The organism is Sphingomonas panacis (genome assembly GCF_001717955.1).
Lineage (GTDB): Bacteria > Pseudomonadota > Alphaproteobacteria > Sphingomonadales > Sphingomonadaceae > Sphingomonas > Sphingomonas panacis.
Genome location: NZ_CP014168.1, coordinates 2,717,878 through 2,742,613, shown reverse-complemented (window position 1 = coordinate 2,742,613; position 24,736 = coordinate 2,717,878). Strand labels below are relative to the sequence as shown.

At 68.9% G+C, this 24,736-nt stretch carries 27 protein-coding genes; 11 read left to right on the top strand and 16 right to left on the bottom strand.

Going from position 1 to position 24,736, the window contains the following annotated elements; translation table 11 throughout:
- Positions 1–11: 11 nt before the first annotated feature.
- The 4 genes from J0A91_RS12575 to J0A91_RS12560 all read left to right on the top strand — a co-directional run bounded on the left by J0A91_RS12575 (position 12) and on the right by J0A91_RS12560 (position 4,314).
- Positions 12–710 (top strand): tetratricopeptide repeat protein, encoded by a 699-nt coding sequence (locus J0A91_RS12575; RefSeq protein ID WP_069205199.1) that lies wholly within the window; start codon positions 12–14, stop codon positions 708–710.
- On the top strand, positions 707–2,086 hold the full coding sequence (locus tag J0A91_RS12570) for an outer membrane protein assembly factor BamB family protein (RefSeq protein ID WP_069205198.1): 1,380 nt from the start codon (positions 707–709) through the stop codon (positions 2,084–2,086). The genes J0A91_RS12575 and J0A91_RS12570 overlap by 4 nt, the downstream gene beginning before the upstream one ends.
- A gap of 357 nt (positions 2,087–2,443) precedes the next feature.
- Positions 2,444–3,805, top strand: a complete 1,362-nt coding sequence (gene der / locus J0A91_RS12565; protein WP_069205197.1) for a ribosome biogenesis GTPase Der — start codon at positions 2,444–2,446, stop codon at positions 3,803–3,805.
- Between the two features lie 107 nt (positions 3,806–3,912).
- Positions 3,913–4,314 (top strand): Hpt domain-containing protein, encoded by a 402-nt coding sequence (locus J0A91_RS12560; RefSeq protein WP_069205196.1) that lies wholly within the window; start codon positions 3,913–3,915, stop codon positions 4,312–4,314.
- Between the two features lie 193 nt (positions 4,315–4,507).
- On the opposite strand, the gene J0A91_RS12555 is transcribed toward J0A91_RS12560, so the two are convergent.
- Complete coding sequence (locus tag J0A91_RS12555) at positions 4,508–6,823, bottom strand: coiled-coil domain-containing protein (protein WP_069205195.1); 2,316 nt, start codon at positions 6,821–6,823, stop codon at positions 4,508–4,510.
- A gap of 83 nt (positions 6,824–6,906) precedes the next feature.
- On the opposite strand from J0A91_RS12555, the gene J0A91_RS12550 reads away from it, so the two are divergent.
- Positions 6,907–7,200, top strand: coding sequence for an Hpt domain-containing protein (locus J0A91_RS12550; RefSeq protein WP_069205194.1), 294 nt, complete (start codon positions 6,907–6,909; stop codon positions 7,198–7,200).
- 37 nt (positions 7,201–7,237) lie between these two features.
- Here J0A91_RS12550 and J0A91_RS12545 read toward each other — a convergent pair whose 3' ends face one another.
- Positions 7,238–8,341 (bottom strand): ISAs1 family transposase, encoded by a 1,104-nt coding sequence (locus J0A91_RS12545; protein ID WP_069203655.1) that lies wholly within the window; start codon positions 8,339–8,341, stop codon positions 7,238–7,240.
- Between the two features lie 173 nt (positions 8,342–8,514).
- Here J0A91_RS12545 and J0A91_RS12540 point away from each other — a divergent pair, with 173 nt between their 5' ends.
- From J0A91_RS12540 to J0A91_RS12530, 3 genes are read left to right on the top strand one after another with little or no spacing between them, the layout of a single operon-like run.
- Complete coding sequence (locus J0A91_RS12540; RefSeq protein ID WP_069205193.1) at positions 8,515–9,675, top strand: hypothetical protein; 1,161 nt, start codon at positions 8,515–8,517, stop codon at positions 9,673–9,675.
- A 35-nt stretch (positions 9,676–9,710) separates the two neighbouring features.
- Positions 9,711–10,811, top strand: a complete 1,101-nt coding sequence (locus tag J0A91_RS12535; RefSeq protein ID WP_069205192.1) for a DUF2336 domain-containing protein — start codon at positions 9,711–9,713, stop codon at positions 10,809–10,811.
- Positions 10,808–12,163, top strand: coding sequence for a sensor histidine kinase (locus tag J0A91_RS12530; protein ID WP_069205191.1), 1,356 nt, complete (start codon positions 10,808–10,810; stop codon positions 12,161–12,163). Before J0A91_RS12535 ends, J0A91_RS12530 begins: the two co-directional genes overlap by 4 nt.
- Before the next feature lie 22 nt (positions 12,164–12,185).
- On the opposite strand, the gene J0A91_RS12525 is transcribed toward J0A91_RS12530, so the two are convergent.
- The 6 genes from J0A91_RS12525 to J0A91_RS12500 all read right to left on the bottom strand — a co-directional run bounded on the left by J0A91_RS12525 (position 12,186) and on the right by J0A91_RS12500 (position 17,014).
- On the bottom strand, positions 12,186–12,533 hold the full coding sequence (locus tag J0A91_RS12525) for an arsenate reductase (RefSeq protein WP_069205190.1): 348 nt from the start codon (positions 12,531–12,533) through the stop codon (positions 12,186–12,188).
- Positions 12,530–12,952, bottom strand: a complete 423-nt coding sequence (locus tag J0A91_RS12520; RefSeq protein WP_069205189.1) for a GNAT family acetyltransferase — start codon at positions 12,950–12,952, stop codon at positions 12,530–12,532. Before J0A91_RS12520 ends, J0A91_RS12525 begins: the two co-directional genes overlap by 4 nt.
- Positions 12,949–13,419, bottom strand: coding sequence for a GNAT family N-acetyltransferase (locus J0A91_RS12515; protein WP_069205188.1), 471 nt, complete (start codon positions 13,417–13,419; stop codon positions 12,949–12,951). The genes J0A91_RS12520 and J0A91_RS12515 overlap by 4 nt, the downstream gene beginning before the upstream one ends.
- Before the next feature lie 147 nt (positions 13,420–13,566).
- Positions 13,567–13,986, bottom strand: coding sequence for a DUF1810 domain-containing protein (locus J0A91_RS12510; protein WP_069205187.1), 420 nt, complete (start codon positions 13,984–13,986; stop codon positions 13,567–13,569).
- A complete protein-coding gene (locus J0A91_RS12505; protein WP_069205186.1) occupies positions 13,983–15,620 on the bottom strand; it encodes an FAD-dependent oxidoreductase in 1,638 nt (545 codons plus the stop codon). Before J0A91_RS12505 ends, J0A91_RS12510 begins: the two co-directional genes overlap by 4 nt.
- 50 nt (positions 15,621–15,670) lie before the next feature.
- The gene (locus J0A91_RS12500) at positions 15,671–17,014 is read right to left on the bottom strand and encodes a chloride channel protein (protein WP_069207277.1); all 1,344 of its coding nucleotides are present in this window, start codon (positions 17,012–17,014) and stop codon (positions 15,671–15,673) included.
- Between the two features lie 203 nt (positions 17,015–17,217).
- Here J0A91_RS12500 and J0A91_RS12495 point away from each other — a divergent pair, with 203 nt between their 5' ends.
- Together J0A91_RS12495 and J0A91_RS12490 are read left to right on the top strand one after the other, a co-directional pair.
- Positions 17,218–18,147 (top strand): glutaminase, encoded by a 930-nt coding sequence (locus J0A91_RS12495; protein ID WP_069205185.1) that lies wholly within the window; start codon positions 17,218–17,220, stop codon positions 18,145–18,147.
- A gap of 54 nt (positions 18,148–18,201) precedes the next feature.
- Entirely contained in the window at positions 18,202–18,567 is a 366-nt protein-coding gene (locus J0A91_RS12490; RefSeq protein WP_069205184.1) for a YciI family protein, read from the top strand.
- 40 nt (positions 18,568–18,607) lie between these two features.
- Here J0A91_RS12490 and arfB read toward each other — a convergent pair whose 3' ends face one another.
- Both arfB and J0A91_RS12480 read right to left on the bottom strand, forming a co-directional pair.
- Positions 18,608–19,033: an alternative ribosome rescue aminoacyl-tRNA hydrolase ArfB gene (arfB, locus tag J0A91_RS12485; RefSeq protein ID WP_069205183.1), complete on the bottom strand. Its 426-nt coding sequence runs from the start codon at positions 19,031–19,033 to the stop codon at positions 18,608–18,610.
- Between the two features lie 49 nt (positions 19,034–19,082).
- Positions 19,083–19,730, bottom strand: coding sequence for an RluA family pseudouridine synthase (locus tag J0A91_RS12480; RefSeq protein WP_069207276.1), 648 nt, complete (start codon positions 19,728–19,730; stop codon positions 19,083–19,085).
- Here J0A91_RS12480 and J0A91_RS12475 point away from each other — a divergent pair.
- Positions 19,716–20,657, top strand: coding sequence for a M15 family metallopeptidase (locus tag J0A91_RS12475; protein ID WP_240501992.1), 942 nt, complete (start codon positions 19,716–19,718; stop codon positions 20,655–20,657). The genes J0A91_RS12480 and J0A91_RS12475 overlap by 15 nt on opposite strands.
- A 105-nt stretch (positions 20,658–20,762) precedes the next feature.
- Here J0A91_RS12475 and tatC read toward each other — a convergent pair whose 3' ends face one another.
- The 6 genes from tatC to J0A91_RS12445 all read right to left on the bottom strand — a co-directional run bounded on the left by tatC (position 20,763) and on the right by J0A91_RS12445 (position 24,735).
- Positions 20,763–21,539 carry a twin-arginine translocase subunit TatC gene (gene tatC / locus J0A91_RS12470; protein ID WP_069205181.1) on the bottom strand — a complete coding sequence of 259 codons (777 nt, stop codon included), beginning with the start codon at positions 21,537–21,539 and terminating at the stop codon, positions 20,763–20,765.
- Entirely contained in the window at positions 21,536–21,949 is a 414-nt protein-coding gene (locus tag J0A91_RS12465; RefSeq protein ID WP_069205180.1) for a twin-arginine translocase TatA/TatE family subunit, read from the bottom strand. Before J0A91_RS12465 ends, tatC begins: the two co-directional genes overlap by 4 nt.
- 30 nt (positions 21,950–21,979) lie before the next feature.
- On the bottom strand, positions 21,980–22,210 hold the full coding sequence (locus J0A91_RS12460) for a twin-arginine translocase TatA/TatE family subunit (protein WP_069207275.1): 231 nt from the start codon (positions 22,208–22,210) through the stop codon (positions 21,980–21,982).
- Positions 22,211–22,237: 27 nt separating this feature from the next.
- On the bottom strand, positions 22,238–22,855 hold the full coding sequence (scpB, locus tag J0A91_RS12455; protein WP_069205179.1) for an SMC-Scp complex subunit ScpB: 618 nt from the start codon (positions 22,853–22,855) through the stop codon (positions 22,238–22,240).
- Positions 22,852–23,580, bottom strand: coding sequence for a segregation and condensation protein A (locus J0A91_RS12450; protein ID WP_069205178.1), 729 nt, complete (start codon positions 23,578–23,580; stop codon positions 22,852–22,854). Before J0A91_RS12450 ends, scpB begins: the two co-directional genes overlap by 4 nt.
- Positions 23,581–23,727: 147 nt before the next feature.
- Positions 23,728–24,735, bottom strand: coding sequence for a glycoside hydrolase family 3 N-terminal domain-containing protein (locus J0A91_RS12445; protein ID WP_069205177.1), 1,008 nt, complete (start codon positions 24,733–24,735; stop codon positions 23,728–23,730).
- Between the last annotated feature and the right edge of the window lies 1 nt (position 24,736).

Genomic DNA, 24,736 nt, shown 5'->3' with positions numbered 1-24,736 from the left:
GGAGTTATGCGTTGGCTGTCCCGCCGAATACCGATGCCGCTTTCCTGCGCGAAGTCGATGAGGAACTGCGCCGCGACCAGCTCACCGGCGCATGGCAGCGTTACGGGCGGATCGCGATCATCGCGATCATCTCCGCGCTGGTCGCGTTCGGCGGCTATCTGCTGTGGCGCAGCCACCAGCAATCCGAAGCGGGCGAAAAGGCCGAAGCGTTGCAGAAGGTGTATGACGGCATCGCCGCCAAGGACGCCGCTGCCGCCAAGCCGCTGCCCGATCTCGCCAAGGCGAGCGAACCCGGCTACCGCGCGCTCGCGCAATTCACCCAGGCCGATCTGCTGCTCCAGAAGAACGATCTGCCCGGCGCGGCGAAGCTGTTCGCCGCCATCGCCGCCGATACCGGCGTCGGCCAGCCGTTCCGCGATCTCGCGCTGATCCGCCAGACCAGCGCCGAGTTCGACACCCTCAAGCCCGATGTGGTGGTCTCGCGGCTGCGCGATCTCGCCAAACCGAACAACGCATGGTTCGGCAGCGCCGGCGAACTGGTCGCGATGGCCTATCTGCGCATGAACAAGCCCGATCTGGCTGGGCCGCTGTTCGCGCAGATCGCGCGTAACGAAGATGTACCCGGCAGCATCCGCCAGCGTGCCGTACAGATGACGGGCGCGCTCGGCGTCGATGCCGTCGATCAGGGTGAGGACAAGAAGGCGAAATGAAGACGAGGATATTTCTGGCCGCGACGGCATCTGCCGCGCTGGCGCTGAGCGGCTGTGCCGCGCTGAAGGGCTCGGGCCGTCACAAGACGCCGACGCTCGGCGAGCGCATCCCGATCCTCGCATCCGAAAGCGCGGCCGACGCCGACAAGACGATCGCCGACGTGCAGGTACTGCTCCCCGAGGCGACCGTGAATGACACCTGGGCTCAGCCCGGCGGCAGCGCGTCCCGCTCGCTCGGCCAGCTCGCGCTCGGCACCGCGCTGACGCGGCAGTGGACCGCGCAGATCGATGGCGGCTCGAACCGCCAGCGGCTCGGCTCGGCGCCGATCGTCGCCGACGGCAAGCTGTTCGCGGTCGATGTCGATGCGACGATCCACGCCTTCGACGCCGCGACCGGCGCGAAGATATGGACCGCCGATATCGCCAAGGGATCGGACAAGAAGAACCGTTCCGCCCGTTTCGGCGGCGGTGTGAGCTTCGAAGATGGCAAGGTCTTCGCGACCGACGGCCTCGGCGATGTCGTCGCGTTCGATGCCAAGGACGGCAAGGAGTTGTGGCGCGTCAAGCCAGGCGGCCCGTTGCGCAACGCGCCGACGCTCGCTTTGGGCCAGCTCTATGTGCTGAGCCAGGACAACCAGCTTTACGCGCTGTCGCAGGCGGACGGCTCGATCGTGTGGTCGGGTTCGGGCTCGCTCGAAACGCAAGGCGTGTTCGGCGTGGCCGCCCCGGCGTTCGCGCAGGGCACCGTGATCGCGGGCTTCTCCTCGGGCGAACTCACCGCCTATCGCTACGAGAACGGCCGCACGCTGTGGCAGGATGCGCTGTCGCGGTCGAGCATTTCGACCTCGGTGTCGTCGCTCGCCGATATCGATGCCGATCCGGTGGTCGATCGCGGCACGGTGTTCGCGGTCGGGCAAGGCGGCCGCACCGTCGCGCTCGAGATCGTCTCGGGCCAGCGCCAGTGGGAACAGAATTTCGCTGGTATCTCGACGCCATGGGTAGCGGGCGAATGGCTGTTCCTCGTCACCGATGATGCGCGGCTGGTCTGCCTCGCGCGCGGCACGGGCAAGGTGCGGTGGATCGCGCAGCTCCAGCATTACAAGAGCGACAAGATCGTCGCCGACGATGGCGGCGAAAAGAAGAAAAAGAAGAAGAAGGAAAAGCACAAGAACCCGATCACCTGGTTCGGCCCGGTGCTGGCGGGCGGGCGGCTGGTGCTGACCAACTCGCTCGGCCAGATCGTTTCGGCGGCGCCCGATACCGGCAAGGTGGTGTCGACGATCGAGGCCAAAACCAGCTTCACGCTGCCGCCGATCGTCGCCAAGTCGACGCTCTACGTGCTCGACCAGAAGGGACATGTGGTCGCGTATAAGTGAGGTGGCGGGCTGCGGCCCGCCCCCCCCACTCCGTTCGTCCCGAGCGAAGTCGAGGGATGCGCCGGCGCTTCCCACCACAATCGTCCGTGTCGAGCGAAGTCGAGACACCTGCGTTCGGCGCATGTCCCGCGACTGCAGGCGTTTGAAAGTCGTAAGATCTCGCCGAATACTTCGTCATCCCGGGCTTGTTCCGGGTCCACCGTGCCACGCAATCAGCGGCTTCAAGGCTTGTTGAACGGTGAATGCCGGAACAAGTCCGGCATGACCGGTGGCTTGGCGCGGCGGTCTCATCTTTGCCGGCGAACACCGCTAAGGCGCGGGGGTGACGAACCGCCCTGCGTGCCGTAAGGGAGCGCAATGCCCAATCTCCCCGTGGTCGCGATTATCGGCCGGCCCAACGTCGGCAAGTCGACTTTGTTCAACCGTCTCGTCGGCAAGAAGCTCGCGCTCGTCGATGATCGCCCCGGCGTCACGCGGGATCGCCGCGAAGGCGATGCCTCGCTGATCGGCCTCGATTTCCGCGTCATCGACACCGCCGGCTATGAGGATCAGGACGCCGCCTCGCTGCCCGGCCGGATGCGCCAGCAGACCGAAGCCGCCGTCGCGCAGGCCGATGTCGCGCTGTTCCTGATCGATGCGCGCGCCGGTATCGTGCCGCTCGACGCGGAAATCGCGCGCTGGCTGCGCGGATCGACCACGCCGATCGTGCTCGTCGCCAACAAGGCCGAGGGCCGCGCCGGCGAATCCGGCATCATCGAGGCGCTCGGGCTTGGTCTCGGCGATCCCGTCCAGCTTTCCGCCGAGCACGGCGAAGGCATGGGCGAATTGTTCGAGGCGCTGTTGCCGCACCTCGAACCCGACGGCCAGGCGCCGGCCGAGGAAGCGCCCGAGGACGAGGAATTCTACGAACAAGGTCCGCTCAAGCTCGCCATCATCGGCCGGCCGAACGCGGGCAAATCGACTCTCATCAACCGCATGCTCGGCGAGGAACGGCTCATCACCGGGCCGGAAGCCGGCATCACGCGCGATTCGATCGCGATCGACTGGATGTGGGAAGGCCGCCCGGTCCGGCTGATCGACACCGCCGGCATGCGCAAGCGCGCGCTGGTGCAGGACAAGCTCGAAAAGCTCTCGGTCGCCGACGCGCTCCACGCGATCGACTTCGCCGAAGTGGTCGTGCTGCTGCTCGATGCGACACGCGGGCTGGAGGCGCAGGATCTGCGCATCGCCGACGCCGCGTTGCAGGAAGGCCGCGCGCTGATCGTCGCGATCAACAAATGGGATGTCGCCGAGAATGGCAGCAGCCTGTTCAACGGCATCCGCAGTGCGCTCGAAGAGGGGCTGAGCCAGGTCAAGGGCCTGCCCGTGCTGACCGTCTCCGCGGCGACGGGCAAGGGCATCGACACGCTCATCAAGGTCGCGTTCGACACGCGCGAGGCATGGTCGCGTCGCGTCGGCACGGGCGAACTCAACCGCTGGTTCGAAAAAGCGGTCGACGCCAATCCCCCGCCCGCCCCCGGCGGCAAGCGAATCAAGTTGCGCTATCTCACTCAGGCTAAAACCCGTCCGCCGGGCTTCGTGTTGTTCGGCACCCGCGTCGATCAACTGCCGATGAGCTACCAAAGGTATCTTATCAATGGTATCCGCCGCGATCTCGGCTTCGGCGCGGTGCCCGTGCGACTGACGTTGCGCGCACCGAAGAACCCATTCGACCGGTAGATGTCTCACGCTCGACTTGGTTGAGCGCTCGTCAACATCTCGTTTACGCGGCGCGTGTAGACGATCGGCCATGACCACCGCGACCGCTCTGATCGCGATGGAGGAGAATGGCCGTGTCGCTGGACGATCGAGAGCTTGTCGACTGGACCGTGTTCGCGCGCGTGCGCAACGAGCTGGGCGCCAGCTTCGTGCGTATTCTCGGCTATTTCCGCGAGGATGGCGTGAAATCGGTCGCCGCGATCGAAGCCGCGATGCACGCGCGGAGCGCCGCCGGACTGGTGATGCCCGCGCACACGCTCAAAAGCGAATCGCGTCAGTTCGGCGCTGAACCGCTGGGTGACCTCGCCGAACGACTCGAGACGACCGCGCGCGATTGCCTCGAAAGCCACGACACGCCCGAGGCGATGCTGGCGCTGGTGGCAACCCTGCGCCCGCTGTTCGAACGCACGCTGGCGATGCTGGAGCGCGAGGCGAACCCGCTGGTCGAGCGCCGCCAGCGCACCGCCTGAACACCCCCGTCGCCCCGGCGAAGGAGCATCGGGTTGAGCATGCCGCGCATGCTCAAGGAACGTCCGGGGGACGATCCGACCCGATGCTGGCCGTTGCGCAAATTGGGGAGCCGCGTGTCCAACCACACGACGGCCCCGGCCTCCGCCGGGGCGACGGGTTGAGGACGCGCAACGTCCCCAACCCCACCCAGGCTCAGCTCCGCAGCCGCTCGATCGCCTGTGCCAGCGCCACGTAGAGCTTGCCCATGTCCGAAGACAGCAACGTCACGCCAAGCGGCGATCCGTCGCGCTGCGCGAGGATCGCGCGCAGCATCGCTTCGAAATCGTGGATGTAGCGGTTGACGTGGTCGCGGAAGCGATTGTCGTCGTCGTACAGCCGGGCGATCTCGCGCGCCTCGCCGCCGTCGAGCAGCCGCACCGCGCGGCGGGTGAACACGCCACGATCGCCGCGCAGATACGCCGCCCAGGCGCTGTCGGCGACTTCGGTCGAGAACGCTTTGGCGATGTCGATAGAGGCCGAGTTGAGCGCCTCGATCAGCAGCGAGACACGACGTGCGAAACTCTCCTCCTCGGCGTTTTCGCGTTCGTTGCGCGCCTGCTCGACTCGAGTCTCGACGATCGCACTGGCCGCGCTGATCGTCGCGACCTGCTCGGCGATCCGCGCCGCCATGCGTTCGGCGACGCGCGCGGCCTCTTCGGCCGCCTCGCCGATCGCGGAGATGTTGAGGTCGAGCGAGGACGCCGCGGCGCGCTGCATCGCGTCCGCACTCGCCGCCTCCAGCGCGGCGGCGGCCTCGGGGATGACGCTGGCGAGCGTCTCGCGCGCGCTGGCGGCGGCGGCGTTGGCGGTGTCGCGAACGCGCAGCAGCGCATCGACAAGGCGCGGCGCGGCTTCTCCCGCGAAGCGGTTCGCATGTGCGATCGTCGATTCGACCGACGCGCCAAGCTCTGCCGCCCGGTCGGCACTCGCCGCCAGAGTCGTTTGCAGCGTTCCGGCGAGCCGCTCCGCCCGCGTGCTCTGGCCGGAAATCACGAAGGCGACCGACTCGATCGCGGCGTGCGTGCTTTCGGCGGCGGTGATGAGCGCGCCCAGTTCGGGCTTGGCCTCGCCGACCAGACGGCGGCTCGCGCCGATCCGCTCGTCGAGCCGGGCGAGCGCGGCAGGAACCGTCTCGTCGATCTCCCGCGTCGCCGAATCGAGCGCGGTCAGCAACCGCTCGGTCGTCGCGATCGTCGTTGTGGCGATGTCGTCGCCGGTGCGGATCGTTTCGGACATGCCTTCGGCCGATGCGCGTAGCGCCTCGATCGCCAGGGCAAGATCCTGCGCCCGCGCGGCCTGGCGGGCGTGGAAGCTGTCGAACTCGGCCGACAGATGCTCGACGCCGGCGCCGAGCATCTCGACCATGTCGGTGGTGGCGTCGCTCTGCGTCGCCAGCCGCGCCGCGATCCGGTCGATCACCGTGTCGATGTCGGAAATCCGCGCGGCGAGCGCCTCGGCGCTGTCGCGGGCAGCATGGTCGAGCGCGGCCTGATTGGCGCCGAGCATCGCCAGCATCGCCTCGCCCTGTGCGCCTATCCCCTTGCGCGCCTCATCGACCGCGCCAGCGGTGCGGTCGAGCAGGCTGTCGACCGATGCCGACATGTCCGCGCTGACCTGTTCGAGCCGCGCCGCCGCCGATTCGCTGATCGCCTTCATCCGCATCAGATTGGCGGCGAGCTTCTGCGCGGCGCCGCCGGCGACCTGATCCGCCTCGCGCCCGCGCTCGGCGAGCGCGACGAGTTGCGCGTCGAGCGCCGTCGCGCTTTCGCTCGCCGCGATCGCGGTGTGCTTGAGCTGTTCGGTGAGTGCGGCGGTATCCTCGCCGGCACGCGGCAGCATCGCGACCAGCACGTCGAGATTCGCGCAGGCATCGGCCGAAAGCGTGGCGAGCGACTGGGCATTGGCCTCGGCGCGCGCGATCTCGGCGGCGATGCCGCCGCCGATGCTGCCGAGCCGCGCGGTCGCGGTCTCGCCGAGCATCGCCAATGTCGCGGCCTGCTCGGCCAGCCGTTCGCGATTGTCCTCGATTTCGCGCGACAACCCCGCGATCGTGCTTTCGAGCGACGCCGCCTCGGCGCGCATCGCCTGCGCTGTGCGGCCGAAGCGATTCGCCTCGGCCCGGCTGGTGCGAAGCGTGAGCAGCAGTCCGATACCGATCAGCGCAGGCGGCACGCATAAGGCCGCGAGGAACACCGTCAGCTCCATCGGCGGCGTGGCGGCAAGCCGGCTCCAGCTCAGCGCGAGCATCGTGCCGACCCAACCAACCGACGCCAGCGCGCCGAGCGCGGGCAGCAGCCAGCCGAAGCGATCGGCCGGCGTGGTCTCCGGTTCGTCGTCGAGATGAATCCCGTCTTGCGGAAGGTCCGCCGGCAGCTCGTTGATATGCTCTCCGCTCCCGGCGCTTTCGCCGACCGAAAAATCCCCCGGTGCCCCCGGGCGAAGATCAATGATGCGAGAACCCCCGTTCATTTGCATGTGTTTACCATGATTTCGGCGACGGGAAAGTGAATTGCGAAACCTTGCCTTAACGTCCGTCGTGATAATGGTCCGTTATGGCTTATGATCCCGGAGCAATCGATGCGACGCTGGCGGCGGCGGTGGGCGACGAACCCGAGCTGATCGCCGAACTGCGCGGCGCCTTTCTCGACAGCGCCAACCGCGCGCTCGACCAGCTCGAAGCGGCGCGGCGCGCCTCCGACTGGCGGCTGGCGGCAAGCCGGCTCAAGGGCCTCGCCGCCAGTTTCGGCGCGGTACGGCTGATGGCGGTGGCGAGCGAAGCCGCCGAAGCCCAGCCGCTCGACATGGCGATGGTGCGCCGGCTGCGCCGGGCGGTGGAGCGGCTCTAGGCCGTTTTCGCTTCCACTCCCCTCCCTGGAAGCAGGGCTATCGCATTTGGCGGAGGAGGGTTGCGAGGTAGTGGTCATCCCATCCGGCGCGTTTGATTTTGGCGCGGATGGAAAGCTTTCTTGGATCGTGCTGGAGAAGGTTGAGGGCGAGCCTTCGCAGGAGGGCGAGGTTTTCGGCGCAGTGATCGGATCGGGTGTGGATGCGATCTTCGCCGAAGGCGACATCGAGCAGCCAGTGTTGCTGATTCTCGATCGTCCAGTGTGCCCTGATCACCCGAAGCGCCTCGCGCGGCGGCAGGAAGCGGGAGAGGATGGCATAGCGGGTGTCGGTTTGCTCCTCGCCTTTGACGCGGCGCAGACTGTCGATCCGCACGATGGCGCCCAGACCCTCGAAGCCATATCGATCGGCCCAGTCGGCGGGCGCGGGGACGACCCATGCCCGCCGCTCTTCGTATCTGCCATGCGCGGTCTCGCTGGTGCTGGCAGCCTGTGCGGCGTCGGGATCGGCGAGCAGATCCCGGATCGCGGCGTGCAGCGGTCCGCGATTGCCTTTGATGATCAGAGCATAGTCGCCACCGCGCGCCCGTATCGCCGAGACCGTCCGGCGGCTGGCATGCAGCGCATCGGCGGTAACCGTACAGCCGGTCAGGTCGAGCAGGGCGATGATCTCGCGGGCCGCGGTGACTTCGCTGCGATTATGCGCGCGGCACTGGCTCAGCACCAGCCGATGATCGGCCGCCCAGGCGCTCACCAGATGCAAAGGCATGGTGCGGCGCGCGCTATCGACGGCCCCCCGCAACGACTTGCCGTCGATGGCAATGATTGGCCCGGCGATCCCCTGGCGCTCCAGCGTTGCGGCAAAAGCACTGACGAAGCGCTGAAACGCCCGCTCGAACGACGGCGGATCGAGCGTGCGAAAGACCCGGCTGAACGTGTCGTGGCTCGGCGTTCCATGATCCAGCTTCAGGAACTGGCCAAGACAGTCCCGCTTCGCCTCGCCGAACTCGGCGATATCGACGCATGTCTCGGCCCCACACAGCAGCGCGGCGAACGCGATCAGCAAGATATCCGGCAAAGCATGGCTGCTGTTCGAACGTCGTGGGTCCGGCACGACATCGAACACCTCACGGAACCCGCGCATACCAATCTCCCCGGCAACCCAGGAGAGACTACAGAATCCAATCTATCAAACTTGGATAGCCCTCTCATCGCCAAATGCGATTCCCCTGCCCTGGAAGGGAGGGGAGAATGTCGCAAACGGCACGTTTCCGCATCACCTTTGCCTTTGCCGGCAACTCCGACTAATGGCCCCCGATGCTGGCGGGCCTGATTTTTGCGACGGAAGATGCCGAGGATCGTGCGGGAACGCTGGCGGAGACGCTGCCGTTCGGCGGACTGACGCTCATCGAATTCCAGGCGCGGCTGCTGATCGCGGCCGGCGCGACTCAGATCGTGCTGGCGGTGGCGCGGATGACGCCGGGGCTGCTCGGCGCGATCAGCCGGATCGGGCGGCGCGGCGTCACCGTCGACGCGGTCCGCACCGCGACCGAAGCGGTCGAGAAGCTCCACCCGCTCGCGCGCGTGGCGGTGGTGGCGGACGGCGTGGTCACGACCGGCGACACGGTATCGCTGCTCGCCGCCGAACGCGGCGACACCCTCCTCGTCACCGATGACGGCGACGATAGGTTCGAGCGGATCGGCGTCTCGACCGCCTGGGCCGGCCTCGCGCTGATCGAGGTCGCGCGGATCAAGGATGTCGCGGCGATGCCGCACGATTATGATTTCCAGTCGACCTTGCTGCGCATCGTCGCGCAATCGGGCGCACGCCAGGTCCGTCTGCCCAAGAGCGCCGAACCGACTCACGGCATCGAACGCGACTCGCAGGCGCTGGCGCGCTGGGGCAATGCCATCGTCGCGACGCTGATGGCGCAGCCCGAGCGCTGGGCGGATCGCTACGCCACCGCGCTGCCCTCGCGGCTGCTGTTGCCGCCCTTGCTCGCGCGCTCAGCGCCGAGCTGGGCGTTCAGCCTCGGTGCGGGTGTCGCCGGGCTGGGCGGATTGGGTGCGATCCTGTCGGGGTGGCCGGCGATCGGGCTCGTGGTGCTGCTCGCGGCGATGCTGCTCGCGACGATCGCCCACACGCTCGCGTGGCTGCGCGACGAGGCGCTGCCGGCGCGCGTGCTGGCGGTCGCGGCGCCGGGGCTGGCGGCGGCGAGCCTGCTCGCGGTCGGCAATGCCACGCATGTCGCGCTCGGCTGGGCGTTGGCGATCGGCGCGCTGGTCGCCGGGGGTCTGGTCGAGCGGATCGCGCTCGCCACCTGGCCGCGACGCTGGTGGTCGAGCCTCACCGCCGCGCCGATCGTGATGCTACCCTTCGCGCTGTTCGGCTATCCGCTCGTCGCGCTCGGCGTCGCCGGCCTCTATGCCGCCGTGACTCTCGCCGTCGCGATCGAAACGCTGATCGAAAATCCTTAGGCCAGTCTTAACGATACCGCGCTACGCATGCGGTCATGTCGATCAGCGATCGCGATCCGAAGACCGGCGGCCGGCCTGCCGCCCCCACGCTGCTCGCGCGCGCGGCGGCTGCGGATCTGCGTGCCGATCGCCGGCTCGCCACCGCGATCGACGATGCCTTCCTCGGCGATGACGGCCGGCTCGACGATCGCGCGCGGGCAGCGCTCGCGGTCACGCTCGAATCGTTGGTCGGCGGGCTCGAAACCACGATTCGCGCGCATGCCGCCCGCCTGCTCACCGCGCGCGCGCTGCCGCAGCTTGCCGGGCTGATCGCAGACGGCGTGCCCGCGCTCGATCGCCTGCGCGCGGCCGGGTTGCTGCGCGATCCCGAGCTGATGCACGAGCTGATCGGGCGCGTGCGGCAGGGACTGATCGCCGACGCGTTGCCGATCGAACCGCCCGACCGTGCCGATCAGCCGAGCCTGCTCGCGCGCCTGTCACGCGACCCCGATCAGCGAATCGCGCGCGGTGCCGTCGCGCTGCTCGCCGCTGAGGCTCACCGCAAGGCGCCGATCGTCACCGGGACGACACTGCGCACCGATCTCCCGGCTGCAATCCACCGCCGGCTGATATGGTGGGTCGCCGCCGCGCTCCGCGACGTCGCCGCCGGCGATATCGACGCGCTCGACCGCGCGCTCGCCGAAGCGGCGCAGCGCAGCATCGCCGCACATGACGAAAGCGACGGACTCGAAGCGGCGTCGACTCGCCTCGCCGCCGCGCTCGACGCGCGCGCGGAGGAACTCACCGCGTTGCTGACCGACGCGCTCGCCGACCAGCGGCTGTCGCTGTTCATCGCCCTGCTCGGCCATGCGCTCGGCCTCGGCTATGGCGACGTGCGCGATCTCGTGCTCGATCCCGATGCCGAGCGGCTGTGGCTGGTGCTGCGCGCGCTGGAACTGGACCGCACCGCGATCGCCCATATCGGGCTGGCGCTGTGCGAAGCCGATCCGCGCCGCGACATCGAGCATTTCGCCGACACGCTCGACAGCATCGCCGCGATCGCGCCAGAGCAGGCCCGCGTAGCGATCACGCCGCTGCTGCTTCCCCCGGACTATCGCGCCGCGATGCTCGCCGTCGCGCGTGGGGTACGGGCATGAGCGCGCACGAGCCGGTGCTGCCGCTGGTGCGTGGCCTCGTCGGTCCCGACGGGCGGCTGATCTCGGCCGACCAGCGGCTGAACGATCTCAACGCGCGCGCCGGCGGTGCGCTCGGCGAACCGCTGGCGGTGCCGCAACTCGCGCGGCTGGCGCGGCTCGCGCAGCGGCTCGGCATTCTCGTCTCGCGCGGCGTGGTCGCGGCGGACGGGGCGGACGATCTGCAATTGTGGGTACGCGCCGAGCCGGGCGCGGCGGGCGTTTCGCTCACCATCACCGGCTGGAGCGGCCGCCCGGCCTGGACCGCACCCGCCACCAGCGGCGAGGCGGAACACGCCGCGCTCGCTGCCGACGCCGACTGGCGCTGGGAGACCGACGCGGCGCTGCGGCTGACCTTTCTCACCCCCGATGTCGGCACGCGCCACGGTTTCGATGCCGATTCGCTGCTCGGGCAGCCGCTCACCACCTTGTTCCTGCTCGGTGGGGACGAGACCGGCGGCTTCCCGATCCTCGGTGGCCTCGCGATGCGCGAGCGGTTCGAGGACCAGCCCGCGCGGCTGCGCGCGACCGGCGAGCCGCTTCGCCTCGCCGCTTCGCCACGCAACAATATTCGCGGCGAGTTCGTCGGCTTCATCGGCGCGGTGACGGTCGAGCGTCCCGACAGCGCGCAAACCATCGACGATGCCGGCGGCGCGTTCGCGGCACGTCTCGACACCGCGCTTCGCGCCCCGCTCGGGCGGATCATCGCCAATGCCGACAGCATCAACGCCCAGTCGGACGGGCCGCTGCGGCAGGATTACGCCGAATATGCCGCCGACATCGCCAGCGCCGCGCGGCATCTGATCGGGCTGGTCGACGATCTCGTCGATCTGCAGGCGATCGAACGGCCCGACTTCCACGTCGCGGTCGAGCCGATCGACATCGCCGATCTCGCGCGCCGAGCGGCTGGCCTGCTCGCGGTGCGCGCGGCCGATTCGAAGGTGCGGATCGAAAAGCCCGCGCTCGGCGAGGCGCTCCCCGCGCATGGCGAGTTCCGCCGCGTGTTGCAGATCCTCGTCAACCTGATCGGCAATGCGGTGCGCTACTCGCCCGAGGGCGGGGTGATCTGGGTCCGCGCCGAGCGCGAGGGCGCGGTCGCGGCCGTCATCGTCGCCGATCAGGGCAAGGGCATCGCCGAGGCGGATCAGGCGCGCATCTTCGAGAAGTTCGAACGCGTCGATCCACGCGAGCCCGGCGGCAGCGGCCTTGGCCTGTACATCGCGCGGCGGCTCGCGCGCGCGATGGGCGGCGAGATCACCGTCGACAGCGCGCCCGGACACGGCGCGCGCTTCGTGCTGACGTTACCCGCCGCCTGATGCTCCCCGCGCGCGGGGACGGTCAGCTCAGCCCGGCGCCTGCGTAAACCTCGGGCTTGAACCCCGCCAGCAGCGTCGCGCCGCTCTCCAGCACCGGCCGCTTGATCATCGACGGCTGCGCGATCATCAAGTCGATCGCCTTGTCGCGGCCCAGATCCACCTTGTCCGCCTCGGGCAGCTTGCGGAACGTCGTCCCCGCCCGGTTGAGCAGCGTCTCCCAGCCAAGCACATCGGCCCAGCGCTCAAGCGTCGCCCGGTCGATCCCAGCCTTCTTGTAATCGTGAAACGTGTAGGCGACGCCATGCGCGTCGAGCCACGTCCACGCCTTCTTCATCGCGTCGCAATTGCGGATACCGTACAGCGTCGTCATCGTGTCGCATCACCCTCAAGAAAGCGCCCCAGGACCACAACGTCCTGCCGTTCCAGCCCAAGCGCATCGTAAAACCCGAGCGCCGCCGTATTGCCCTCGCGCACCATCAACTGAACCTTGGGCACACCGCGCGCGGCAAGCCACGCCTCCGCCGCCGCCATCAGCGCCCGGCCAAGTCCACCGCGCTGCCGTTCCGGCGCGACGGCGAGATAATAGATCCAGCCGCGATGCCCGTCGAACCCGACCATCGCGCTGCCGCTGACCTCCGCCCCCTCGCGCGCCACCAGCACGGTCGCGGTCGGAGTGGCCAGCGCCAGCGCGAAATCCGCATCCGGGTCGTTCCACGGCCGCGTCAGCCCGCACGCGCGCCACAAAGCGACCACCGCCGCCGCGTCCGCTGCGCTCGCCTCGTCGATCATGCGATACCCTGCAAATGCAGTTTGTAACCGATATGGCTGCGCTCCCAGCCGAGCCGTTCGTAGAAGCGGTGCGCGTCGATCCGGTCGCGCTGGGTGGTGAGCTGCACCATCCCGCACCCCGCCGCGCGGCACTGTTCGACCGCCCAGTTGACCAGCTCCGCGCCCAGCCCCTGCCCGCGCAGATCGCCCGCGATCCGCACCGCCTCCAGATAGCCGCGCGATGCGCCTTTGCGCGACAGGCCGGGCAACACCGCGATCTGCGCCGTGCCAACGACGCGCCCGTCAAACTCCGCCACCACAAGCCGCATCCCCGGGTTCGCGGTGATCGCCGCGAACGCCGCAAGATAGCCGGGGTCGAGCGGCAGGCTGGCATCCTCGCGCGCGGCGCCCTTGATATCGTCGGCAAGCATCGCGACGATCGCGGGCAGGTCATCGATCGTGGCATCGCGCATCCGCAATCGGGTCATGCCATCCTCCCCAAAGCGCGGCTGATAGCATAGCTTTACGCACGCGAAAGCCGCAGACCGTCGCCCCGGCGAAGGCCGGGGCCGCTGCGTTCGGGGCAACCGGCGCGCAAAACACGCAACGGCCCCGGTCTCCGCCGGGGCGACGCATTACCCGATCCGCGCCAAAGTCGCCGTATCCCGTTCCCCGCCATACCAGCGATCGAGCGCCGCGCCGAACAGCGCACCCCCGCCCGCCGCCTCGAACAACGTCAGCGAAGACCGCAATTTCACCGCGTCGATCGCCCCGAATACCGCCTCGGGCGCGCTCGGCGGCAGATCCTGCAACGCCGCCGTGATCTCGCGCAGCCGCCCGCCCAGCACCGGATGCGCAAGATACGCCCGCGCCTCCTCGATCGACTGGATCGCATAGCGCCGCGCCATCCCGCTCGATCCCAAGCCGGCGATCTGCGGAAACACGAACCACATCCAATGGCTGCGCTTGGCGCCGCGCCGTACCTCTGCCAGCGCGGTCGCATAGGCATCGGCTTGCGCCTCCACAAAGCGCTCCAGATCGAACGGGTCGCTCATTCGGCGAGCAACGCGTGGATCTGCGACACCACCGCCGCGCCCTCGCCCACCGCCGCCGCGACTCGCTTGGTCGATCCCGCCCGCACGTCGCCGATCGCGAACACGCCGGGCAGGCTGGTCTGGAGCGGCAGCGACGATCCGCCGGTGACGATGAAGCCCTTGTCGTCGGTCTCGACGCAGCCCTCCACCCAGCCCGCGTTGGGGTCCGCGCCGATGAACAGGAACAGGTGCCGCAGCGGACAGCGCCGCGTCTCGCCGGTCGCCTTGTCCTGGAAGATCGCCGCGGTCAGCCCGCTCGCATGGTCCCCCTCCAGCCCGACCACCTCGGAGCCGACATGGATCGTCACATTGGGAAGCGCGGCGATCCGCTCGATCAAATAGCGCGACATCGTCTCGCGCAGGTCGCGCCGCACGACGAGGTCGAGATGCTTGACCTTGCCGGCGAGGAACACCACCGCCTGTCCCGCCGAATTTCCGCCGCCGACCAGCGCGATCCGTTCGCCCTCGCACAATTTCGCTTCGATCGGCGACGCCCAGTACGAAACCCCGTCACCGTCGAACGTGGCGAGATTGTCGATCGCCGGCTTGCGATAGCGCGCGCCGCTCGCGACGATCACCGTGCGCGCCTGAATCCTGCCGCCGCCCGTCAGCATCAGCCCGAGCGGATCGCCGGCGGCGTGAGTCTTGGCACAATCGAGCCGCTCGACACCGAGCGGCACCGCCACTTCCGCCCCGAACTTGAGCGCCTGATTGAACGCACGCCCCGCCAGCGCGCGCCCCGAAATGCCGGTCGGAAAGCCGAGATAATTCTCGATTCTACTCGACGCACCCGCCTGCCCGCCGGTCGCGCGCTCGTCGAGCACCACCACCGCCAGCCCCTCGGACGCAGCATAGACCGCCGCCGCCAGCCCCGCCGGGCCGGCGCCGACGATCGCCACATCGTACAGCTTCTCGGGGTCAAGCTTGGGGGTCATGCCCAGGCACGCCGCCGCCTCGGTGTCGGTCGGCCGCTTGAGGATCGTGCCGTTGGGGCACACCATCAGCGGCAATTCCTCGGGCAGCACGCCGATCCGCTCGACCAGCGCGTGGCCCTCCTCGTCCGATTCAGCGTCGAGCACCTGATTGGGATAGCCGTTGCGCGTCAGGAAGCCCTGCAACCGCACGACTTCGGGGCTGTTCGGCGCGCCGATCAGAATCGATCCGGCCCCGCCCTCCTCGATCAGCCCGACCCGGCGCAGGATCAGCGCGCGCATCACGATCTCGCCGAGATCGGCCGATCCGACCATCAGCGCGCGCAGATGCGCCGCGTCGAACGGCAGGGCGGTGCAGCCGTCCGCGCCCGCCACCCCGGCGGCGATCGTCGGCCGCCCCGAAAGCTGCGACACCTCGCCGCTGAACTGGCCGGCGTCATGCACCGTGATCGTCGCTTCGCGGTTAAGCCCGTCACGCCGGGTCACGTCGATCGTGCCGTCGAGCACCAGCCAGGCCGGCGCGCCGATCTCGCCGATCTCGTACAGCGCCTCACCCGCCGCGAAGTGCCGTGCCGGCCCGCTCGCGAACCGGCGCGCGACCGCGATCTGGCCTGCGTCGAGCGTGGGGAACATCTGGTGGCTGCGCGTGTCGATCGTGCTCATGGCCGGAGTATCGGCGATGTCACAGCCAGCGTGCAACCCGATACCTTCGGTTAGGTGCGATCCGTCACCGGGTCGCGCGCCGGCTCCACGAACGCGCGCGACAGGCCGTGGTACAGCCGCTCGGGCGATATCACCGCGCTCACCGCATCGGCGATTAGCGCGGTCGCGAACAGCGGCAGGATCATGCCCCGGCTCGCGGTCGTCTCGGTGATGATGATGACCGCGGTCAGCGGCGCGCGCACCACGCCGACGAAATAGGCGACCATGCCGAGCGTCACCACCGCGCCGCCCGGATCGTTGGGGAACGCCGCCGCCACGAGATGCCCGATCCCCGCGCCCACCGCCAGCGACGGCGCGAAGATGCCGCCGGGCGTGCCGCTCAGCGTCGTCGCCAGCGTCGCGATCGCCTTGCCCGGCCCGAACCACAACGAACCGGCGCCGCCCTCGACGAGATGCCGGGTCGCGTCATAGCCGGTGCCCCACAGCGCCCCGCCGCTGGTGATGCCGACGACCGCGACGACCAGCCCGCAGCCGGCCGAGAACAGCACCGGCCGCGACCGCAACCGCACCAGCCAGCGATGTTTGGGCGCGCCGAACGCCAGCACGATCCGGCTGAACAGCCCGCCACTCACCCCGCCGACCACACCCGCGACCGGGCAGATCAGCAACACCGACAGAATCGGCAGCGTCTGCCGCATCGTTCCGAAATAGACGTAGTCCCCGGCGATGCCGAGGCTCACCAGCCCCGAGATCATCACCGCCGCCATCACCAGCACCGCGACGCGCTGCTCATACGCCGAGGCAAGCTCCTCGATCGCAAAGGCGACCCCCGCCAGCGGCGTGTTGAACGCCGCCGCCACGCCAGCCGCGCCGCCCGCGATCAGCACGCCCGCGGTGATCGGCACGCGCAGCAGCCGGTGGACCGCGATCATGATCGCCGCGCTGACCTGCACAGTCGGCCCCTCGCGCCCGACCGACGCGCCCGCGAACAGCATCACCACCGTCATCGCGATCTTGGCGAGCGCGGTGCGCAGCGACACCAATGGCCCCAGCGATGACCGCTCGGGCGTGCGGCTCGCCGCGATCACCTGCGGAATGCCCGATCCGCGCGCCTGCGGAACCCAGCGCATCGTCGCCCAGGTGATGCAGGCGAAGATCGCCGGGCTGACCAGCAGCGGCGCATAGGGCCAGCGCGCCACGCCTTGCGCGAACAGATGCTGCGCCCAGTCGCCCGCCTTGGCGAACAGCAGCGCCACCAGCCCGAGCAACACCGCGCCGATCCCGGTCGCGATCCGCCGCCGGAACACGCCGAGCGGCAGGTCCAGCCCATGCTTGCGCCCGCGCACCCAGCGCCCGAGGCGCTCGCGCGCTACCGATACCCACGATCGCGTCATCGCCTGCCTGTGCCAGACCACAGCGCAGCGCGCCACCCACGCGAGACGAGACTTTGCGCGATCCTTCCTGTTCTCCCGCGCAAGCGGGAGTCCAGAATCCCAGGCGCCGCCGATCGCGTCCTGTCCGGCTCTCGCTCGGCGGCGCGCGCACGTGCGGTCATAACGTAGCTGACGCCCCCGATCCCGCCCGCTACGCTTCGGCAATGCCCAATCTCTCCACGATCGTCGCCGAGATCGCCGCCGAAATGGCGGACGCGCCCGATCGCGGCGCGGTCGCCGATTACATCGCCCCGCTCGGCGCGGTCGATCCACGCAAGTTCGGCATCGCCGTCATCGACGCCGACGGCGCCTGCCACAGCGCGGGCGATGCCGAGGAAGCGTTCTCGGTGCAAAGCGTCGCCAAGGTGTTCGGCCTCACGCTCGCGCTCGGCGCGGGCGGCGATTCGGTGTGGAAGCGCGTGGGCCGCGAGCCGTCGGGCACCGCGTTCAACTCGATCGTGCAGTTGGAGACCGAACGCGGCATCCCGCGCAACCCGTTCCTCAATGCCGGCGCGATCGTCATCTCCGACATCCTGCTCGGCAACCGCCAGCCCGCCGAGGTGATCGCCGAGCTGCTGCGCTTCGTGCGCGCGCTCGCCGGCGAGGACGGCATCTTCATCGACAACCAGGTCGCCGCCGCCGAACAAGCGACCGGATACCGCAACAAGGCGCTCGCCAATTACATGCGCGCGTTCGGCAACCTCCACCATGATGTCGACCGCGTGCTCGGCGTCTATTTCCACCAATGCGCGCTGGCGATGAGCTGCCGCCAACTCGCCCTCGCCGGCCGCTATCTGATGCGCAGCGGGCGCAACCCGACCACCGGCCATTCGGTGGTCTCGCCCCAGCGCGCGCGCCGAATCAACGCGCTGATGCTGACGTGCGGCCATTACGACGGCTCGGGCGAATTCGCCTTCCGCGTCGGCCTGCCCGCCAAATCGGGCGTCGGCGGCGGCATCCTCGCGGTCGCGCCGGGTCGCGCAAGCATCGCGGTCTGGTCGCCCGGCCTCAACGATCGCGGCAATTCGCAACTCGGCACGCTCGCGCTGGAGAGGCTGGTGCAACGCACCGGCTGGTCGGTGTTCGAGGGGTGAGGCTTGGCACGAACGGGTATGATTTGATCGCTCTTTGGATCAGGGAGACGACACATGCGCGTGATGGTGATCGTGAAAGCTACCGAGGACAGCGAAAACCCGCTGCCCCCGAACCCTGAAGCGATGGCGGAGATGGGCCGGTTCAATCAGCAACTCATCGCCGCCGGCATCATGCCCCCCGACACCGGCATCGGCCTCAAACCCTCGTCGCAGGGCAAGCGCATCGCCTTCGACGGCACCGACCGCACTGTCATCGACGGTCCCTTCCCGGCCACCCGTGAACTGGTCGCCGGTTTCTGGATCTGGACGGTCAAGGACGTCGACGAAGCGGTCGCCTGGGTGAAACGCTGCCCCAACCCAATGCCCGGCCCGAGCGAAATCGAAATCCGCCCGCTCTATGAGGCCGAGGATCTGGAATAATCCGCAAAAAACCGTTCGTGCCGACGAACGGAGGCCCCGCTCAATCCATCGTCACGCGCCCGCGCCCGGCCTTGACCCCCGATCGCTTCACCTTGCCGTCCACGCGCCGCGTCTGGGAAGCCTTGGTCGGCTTGGTCGGCCGACGCTTCTTCGGCACGATCGTCGCTTCCTTGATGAGAGCGATCAGCCGCTCGCGCACGTCCTGACGGTTCTCATGCTGCGAGCGCGATCCTTCGCTGCGCAGAACCAGAACCCCCTCCCGCGTCAACCGCGATCCCGCCAGCACGGCGATCCGGTTCTTGACCGCGAGCGGCAATCCCGGCGAGTTGCCGACATCGAAGCGCAGGATCACCGCGCTGTCGGTGGTGTTGACATGCTGGCCGCCGGGGCCGCCCGACCGCGTCGTCGACTCCAGAAGCTCGCTGTCGTCGATCGAAATCGAACGCGTGATGGGGATGGCGACCATCGCGCGATGATAGCCGATCGCTACCGCTTGGAAAACGGGATCGTCACGTTCAGCCGCCGAAGCCCGCCTTGAGGAACCGTTCGGGCAGCGGCGCCTCGGCGATGATCGGCTCCTTGCCAGCACGCGGGATCGTCAGCGCGGCGGCGTGGAGCAACGTCTCGCCACCACCGCTGCCGTAGATCGGATCGCCGACCACCGGCGCGCCGAGCGCCTCGGCGGCATGGACGCGGATCTGGTGGGTGCGCCCGGTCTCGGGCGTGAACTCGACGAACGCGCGCCCGTCCTTCACCGCCAGCACGCGCCAGCCGGTGCGCGAGGCCTTGCCGGCGGGGTCGCCCTGCATCCGCCACCCGGTCTCTGCGGTGCTCACCTTGAGCAGCGGCAGATCGATCAGCCCCGATTCGCCCTCGGGCACGCCTTCGAGCACGGCGAGATAGCGCTTCTGCACCAGCCCCTGTTCGAACGCCTGCTGGAGCCGCGCGTGCGCCTTGGGGTTGCGCGACAGCAACAGGCAGCCCGACGTGTCGCGGTCGAGCCGATGCACCGGATGCGGCCAGCGTTTGAACCCGAAGGTCAGCCCATCCATATGGTTTTCAAGGGAGATCGACCCGTCGCGCGGGCGATCGACGGGCAGACCGGCGGGCTTGTCGATGACAAGCGCCTCGCCGTCGAGGAAGAGAACATGATTGGCAAGCATGAAGCCGTCTTGCCACCGCAAGCGCGCGCATGCCAGAGCGCTTCGACGATGCGACGCAACAGACTTTCCGACACGACACGACTGGCATGGGTGGCGCTCGCCGCACCCTCGCTGGCAATGGCCGCGGCTCCCGAACAATTGTCTCCCGGCGTATGGGTCACGCCCAGCGCCGATGGGCGCGTGTTCGGCCATATCCCCTACCGCGAGGCGCCGCACACCGATCTCGTCCCGGCCCCCGCCGGCTTCGCGCTCGGGCAACCCTGCTACGTCCAGCGCGACGCCGCGCCCGATCTCGCGCGGATGCTCGCGGCAGCGGCGGCGACGCCCGGCATCGGCAACCGCCTGCGCGGCGTATCGTGCTACCGCACGATCGAGCATCAGCGCGCGGTGTTCTGCAGCCATAGCGGCGCGCGCAGAGGCTGCCGCGACGCCGCCGACCGCGCCCGCGCGGTCGGCCCGCCGGGGCATAGCGAGCACGCCACCGGCTATGCGATCGACTTCGGCCTGCGCCCCACCGGCGACTGCGGCGATGTCAGCCCATGCCTCGCGCGTACCCCGGCGGGGCAATGGCTGATCGCACACGCCCCCGAATATGGCTTCGAACTGAGTTTTCCCGCCGGCAATGCGCAGGGCGTGACGTGGGAGCCGTGGCACTGGCGCTGGGTCGGCGCGTCGATCGCCACGCCCGGCGCGGCGCGCGCCCGGCTGCTGTTCGCCCGCGCCCGCCAAGAATTTCCCGCCGCCCCGCAGGTCCGCGACGTCGCCGATGGCTGGATCGGCGTGATCCGCCCGGCCACCCCGGCCCCGGCGCCGATCATGCCGCCGCCGGGTTCACCCTATTTGCAGGGCCATCCGCAAAGCTATTTCATCCAGCCGCTGCCGACGCCGCAGCCAAGGCCATCGGATCGCCGGAGCCGGCGGCGGTAAGGGCCACGTCCCTACCCCGCTCGTGCTGAGCTTGTCGAAGCACGTGTTCCGGACACGCCCTTCGACAAGCTCAGGGCGAACGGAGTTTTACGTGGATGCCGCGCGCTAAACCGCCTCGACCTCGACCTCGACCGGCCCGCGCCGCTTCTCGGTGAACCAGATCGCGATCAGCGCGAGTTCGTAGAGCAGGATCAGCGGCACCGCGAGCATCACCATCGATCCCGCGTCGGGCGGTGCCAGCACCAAAGCGATCGCGAAGCAGCCGACGATCGCGTAGCGCCGCGCGCCGGCAAGTTGCTTGCGCGTGACAATGCCTGCGCGCTCCAGCAGCATCAGCACCACCGGCAGCAGGAAGGCGATGCCGAACGCGAACAGGAACTGCATCACGAAATCGAGATATTTGTCGACCGCCGGCAGCGCGGTCTGCTCGATCCCGCCGACATTGCCCTGATAGCTCAGCAGGAAGTGCAACGCCGCCGGCACCGCCGCGAAATAGGCCATCGCCGCGCCGGTCGCGAACAGGAACGGCGTCGCGATCAGGAACGGCAGCAGCGCGCGCTTTTCCTTGCGATACAGGCCCGGTGACACAAATCGCCACAGCTGATTGGCGATCACCGGGAACGAGACCATCAGCCCGGCGAACAGCCCGACCTTGAGCTGGACGAAGAACGCTTCGAACAGCCCGGTATAATAAATCCGCTTCTGGCCCGCGCGGATCAGCGGCTGGACCAGCCAGCCGAAGATCGGTTCGGCGAAATACAGGCACACCGCGAAAGCCACCGCCAGCGCGCCGAGGCTGTAGAGCAGCCGCCGCCGCAACTCGACGATATGATCCAGCAGCGGCGCGCGCGACGCGTCGAGTTCATCAACAGGCGCGTTCACGACGCCGCCTTGTCCAGGTTCACCGGCGCCGGCGCGTCGGACGCGACGATCGTGGGATGCTCGACATAGATGGGCGGACCGTCCTCGCTATAATGCTGCTCCGAGTCTGGCAGCGCCGGCATCGCCGGTTGCGCGTCGATCGCGTCCAGCGGCGGCGCTTCCAGCGCGGGCGTGGGCGGATGCTCGCGCATGATCCGCTCGTTCTCCGCCGCCCATTTCTTTTCCATTTCGTGCAGTTCGGCCTCGCGCACCATCGTGTCGAAGCCGCTGCGGAATTGCTGCGCGACCCCGCGCATGCGGCCGACCCAATAGCCGGCCACCCGCATCGCCTTGGGCAGATCCTTCGGCGGAATCACAACGATCGCGACCGTCGCCAGGACGACCAACTCCATCGGCTGGAAATCGAACATTCTAAGGCGAAACCTTCTTCGTAAAACGCCTTAGCGGTCCTCGCGAACCTTCTCGCCGTGCGCGTCGAAGGCGGGTTCCGCCGCCGGCTTGGCTTCGATCCGGCTCGGCGAGCGCGGCTCGTCTTCCTCGGCCATGCCCTTCTTGAACGATTTGATGCCCTTGGCGACATCGCCCATCATGCTCGAGAACCGGCCACCGCCCAGCACGAGGATGGCGAGCACGCCGAAAATGAGCCAGTGAATTGGACTACCGAAACCCATCATGTTTCTCCTAGGTATGGTTTCTATCTAGTCCTCTTCTGAAGGATTTGCCACCTCGTTCGTGTCGGCGCCCGCATCGGGCACCATCTCCAGCGTCAGATCGGCCGGATCGAGCAATCCGGCCGCGCGCAAATCCTCCAGCCCCGGCAGATCGCGGCGGCTGGCGAGGCCGAAATGGGCGAGAAACTCGGGCGTCGTCGCATAGAGCAGCGGGCGCCCCGGCACCTCGCGCCGCCCCGCCGGGCGCACCCAGCCCGCCTCCATCAGCACGTCGATCGTGCCCTTAGAAATCTGCACGCCGCGAATCGCCTCGATCTCGGCGCGCGTCGCGGGTTCGTGATAGGCGATGATCGCCAGCGTCTCGATGCCGGCGCGGCTGAGCTTGCGCGGCTCCTCGCGGTCGCGCCGCAGCAGATGCGCCATGTCGGCGGCGGTCTGGAAATGCCAGCGCTCGCCACGCCGCACCAGTTCGATGCCGCGCCCGGCATAGTCCCTGACGAGCGTATCGAGGGCGCCGCGCACGTTCGCGCTCTCGCCGACATGCGCGCGGATCGCGTCGATCGTCAGCGGTTCGGTCGCGGCGAACACGATCGCCTCGACCGCGCGCTTCAGGTCGTCCGGCCGGGACTCGGGGAAGCCCGTCATTGCGGCGCCCGCAGATAGAGCGGCGCGAATGGAGATTTCTGCTGCAACTCGACCCGCCCCTGCCGCGCCAGTTCGAGCGCCGCGAGGAACGACGATGCGAGCGCCGACTTGCGGAACACGCCCGTAGCGCTCTCGGGCAGGAAGCTTTCGATCACCGCCCAGTCGACCGCGCTCCCGACCAGCCGCGCGACACGCTCCAGCGCCGCCTCCAGCGTCATCACCGGGCGGTTGGCGACGATGTGCATCACCGGCCGGGTCCGCGCGCTGATCCGGCCATATGCGGCGATCAGGTCGAAAATCTCCGCCTGCCACAGCGCCTTGCGGACGGTACGCAAGCCCTCGGGGGCACCGCGCGGGAACACGTCGCGCCCCACCCGGTCGCGCGCCATCAGCCGCGCGCCCGCCTCGCGCATCGCGTTCAAGCGTTCGAGCCGCAATTGCAGCCGCAGCGCGAGTTCCTCGGGGCTCGGCTCGATCTCGGGGTCGCGCGGCAGCAGCAATCCCGATTTGAGATACGCCAGCCACGCCGCCATCACCAGATAATCGGCGGCGAGTTCGAGCTTGATCTCCCCCGCCGCCGCGATGAACGCGAGATACTGATCGACCAGCGCGAGAATCGAAATCTCGCGCAGATCGACCTTCTGGTTGCGCGCCAGCGCGAGCAGCAGGTCGAGCGGCCCTTCCCAGCCATCGAGATCGAGCGTGAGCGTTTCGGGTTCGGTCATCGCGCGCGCTCACCCCCGAGCCGACCGGTCACCCGACCAACGTCCGTCACCCCAGCGAAAGCTGGGGTCTTTGCGGGGAGGGCGCGCGCCGTCACCGGGAGACCCCAGCGTGCGCTGGGGTGACGGAATGGTCCCGCTCGGGAAAGATCACACCAGCGCCAGCAGCGCGTCGCGCTTCGCGACCAGATCCGCGAACGCCACGCCGCTGCGCTTGCCCGCGACCGATGCCATCGCCCGCTCCAGCCGCGCCCGCGACACTTCCGACATCTCGCCCAGCCGCCCGACGATCTCGACCATCTCGTCCATCCGCCCCCAGCAATCGAGCACCACGTCGCACCCGGCCGCGATCGCCCCCGCGGCCTTCTCGCCCGCCGTCCCCGAGAGCGCCTTCATGTCGATATCGTCGGTCATCAACAGCCCGTCGAACCCGATCCGGCCGCGAATGATCTGCTCGATCACCACCGTCGACAGCGTCGCCGGGCGCGCGGCGTCCCACGCGTCGAACACGATATGCGTCGTCATCCCCATCGGCGCGCCCGCGAGCCGGCGGAACGGCTCGAGATCGACCTCCAGCGCGGCGTCATCGGCGGTCACGCGCGGCAGTTCGAGATGGCTGTCGACCAACGCCCGGCCATGCCCCGGCATATGCTTGACCACCCCCACCACGCCAGCGCGCGCCAACCCGTCGAGAATCGCCCGCCCCAGCGCCGCCACGCGCATCGGCTCATGCCCGAGCGCGCGGATGCTGATGATCTCGGCGGTATCGGGCTGCGCGACGTCGAGCAGCGGCCAGCAATCGACGGTGACGCCGACCTCGGCGAGCATCGCGCCGGTAGCCTCGGCATGCGCGCGCGCCGCCTCGATCGCCGAGATCGGCGCGACATCGTACAGCGCGTCGAACGCCGGCCCGGCCGGAAACGCCGGCCACTCCGGCGGCCCCATCCGCGCGACCCGCCCGCCCTCCTGGTCGATCAGGATCGGCAGATCGTCGCGCCCGGTCAGCGCACGCAGATCATCGGTCAGCGCCCGCACCTGCGCGCGGCTCTCGATGTTGCGGCGGAACAGGATGAAGCCGACCGGCTGGCTCTCAGCGAAGAACCGGCGCTCGTCGGCGGTAACGGTAAGGCCGGACAGGCCGAAGATGACAGGCTTCATC

What these genes read in the sequence shown, in the direction of transcription:
- J0A91_RS12570 (WP_069205198.1), top strand. Translation starts at nt 707, where the DNA reads ATGAAGACGAGGATATTTCTGGCCGCGACGGCATCTGCCGCGCTGGCG.
- der (WP_069205197.1), top strand. Translation starts at nt 2,444, where the DNA reads ATGCCCAATCTCCCCGTGGTCGCGATTATCGGCCGGCCCAACGTCGGC.
- J0A91_RS12560 (WP_069205196.1), top strand. Translation starts at nt 3,913, where the DNA reads ATGGCCGTGTCGCTGGACGATCGAGAGCTTGTCGACTGGACCGTGTTC.
- J0A91_RS12555 (WP_069205195.1), bottom strand. Translation starts at nt 6,823, where the DNA reads ATGAACGGGGGTTCTCGCATCATTGATCTTCGCCCGGGGGCACCGGGG.
- J0A91_RS12550 (WP_069205194.1), top strand. Translation starts at nt 6,907, where the DNA reads ATGGCTTATGATCCCGGAGCAATCGATGCGACGCTGGCGGCGGCGGTG.
- J0A91_RS12545 (WP_069203655.1), bottom strand. Translation starts at nt 8,341, where the DNA reads ATGCGCGGGTTCCGTGAGGTGTTCGATGTCGTGCCGGACCCACGACGT.
- J0A91_RS12540 (WP_069205193.1), top strand. Translation starts at nt 8,515, where the DNA reads ATGCTGGCGGGCCTGATTTTTGCGACGGAAGATGCCGAGGATCGTGCG.
- J0A91_RS12535 (WP_069205192.1), top strand. Translation starts at nt 9,711, where the DNA reads ATGTCGATCAGCGATCGCGATCCGAAGACCGGCGGCCGGCCTGCCGCC.
- J0A91_RS12530 (WP_069205191.1), top strand. Translation starts at nt 10,808, where the DNA reads ATGAGCGCGCACGAGCCGGTGCTGCCGCTGGTGCGTGGCCTCGTCGGT.
- J0A91_RS12525 (WP_069205190.1), bottom strand. Translation starts at nt 12,533, where the DNA reads ATGACGACGCTGTACGGTATCCGCAATTGCGACGCGATGAAGAAGGCG.
- J0A91_RS12520 (WP_069205189.1), bottom strand. Translation starts at nt 12,952, where the DNA reads ATGATCGACGAGGCGAGCGCAGCGGACGCGGCGGCGGTGGTCGCTTTG.
- J0A91_RS12515 (WP_069205188.1), bottom strand. Translation starts at nt 13,419, where the DNA reads ATGACCCGATTGCGGATGCGCGATGCCACGATCGATGACCTGCCCGCG.
- J0A91_RS12510 (WP_069205187.1), bottom strand. Translation starts at nt 13,986, where the DNA reads ATGAGCGACCCGTTCGATCTGGAGCGCTTTGTGGAGGCGCAAGCCGAT.
- J0A91_RS12505 (WP_069205186.1), bottom strand. Translation starts at nt 15,620, where the DNA reads ATGAGCACGATCGACACGCGCAGCCACCAGATGTTCCCCACGCTCGAC.
- J0A91_RS12500 (WP_069207277.1), bottom strand. Translation starts at nt 17,014, where the DNA reads ATGACGCGATCGTGGGTATCGGTAGCGCGCGAGCGCCTCGGGCGCTGG.
- J0A91_RS12495 (WP_069205185.1), top strand. Translation starts at nt 17,218, where the DNA reads ATGCCCAATCTCTCCACGATCGTCGCCGAGATCGCCGCCGAAATGGCG.
- J0A91_RS12490 (WP_069205184.1), top strand. Translation starts at nt 18,202, where the DNA reads ATGCGCGTGATGGTGATCGTGAAAGCTACCGAGGACAGCGAAAACCCG.
- arfB (WP_069205183.1), bottom strand. Translation starts at nt 19,033, where the DNA reads ATGGTCGCCATCCCCATCACGCGTTCGATTTCGATCGACGACAGCGAG.
- J0A91_RS12475 (WP_240501992.1), top strand. Translation starts at nt 19,716, where the DNA reads ATGATTGGCAAGCATGAAGCCGTCTTGCCACCGCAAGCGCGCGCATGC.
- J0A91_RS12480 (WP_069207276.1), bottom strand. Translation starts at nt 19,730, where the DNA reads ATGCTTGCCAATCATGTTCTCTTCCTCGACGGCGAGGCGCTTGTCATC.
- J0A91_RS12465 (WP_069205180.1), bottom strand. Translation starts at nt 21,949, where the DNA reads ATGTTCGATTTCCAGCCGATGGAGTTGGTCGTCCTGGCGACGGTCGCG.
- J0A91_RS12460 (WP_069207275.1), bottom strand. Translation starts at nt 22,210, where the DNA reads ATGGGTTTCGGTAGTCCAATTCACTGGCTCATTTTCGGCGTGCTCGCC.
- scpB (WP_069205179.1), bottom strand. Translation starts at nt 22,855, where the DNA reads ATGACGGGCTTCCCCGAGTCCCGGCCGGACGACCTGAAGCGCGCGGTC.
- J0A91_RS12450 (WP_069205178.1), bottom strand. Translation starts at nt 23,580, where the DNA reads ATGACCGAACCCGAAACGCTCACGCTCGATCTCGATGGCTGGGAAGGG.
- J0A91_RS12445 (WP_069205177.1), bottom strand. Translation starts at nt 24,735, where the DNA reads ATGAAGCCTGTCATCTTCGGCCTGTCCGGCCTTACCGTTACCGCCGAC.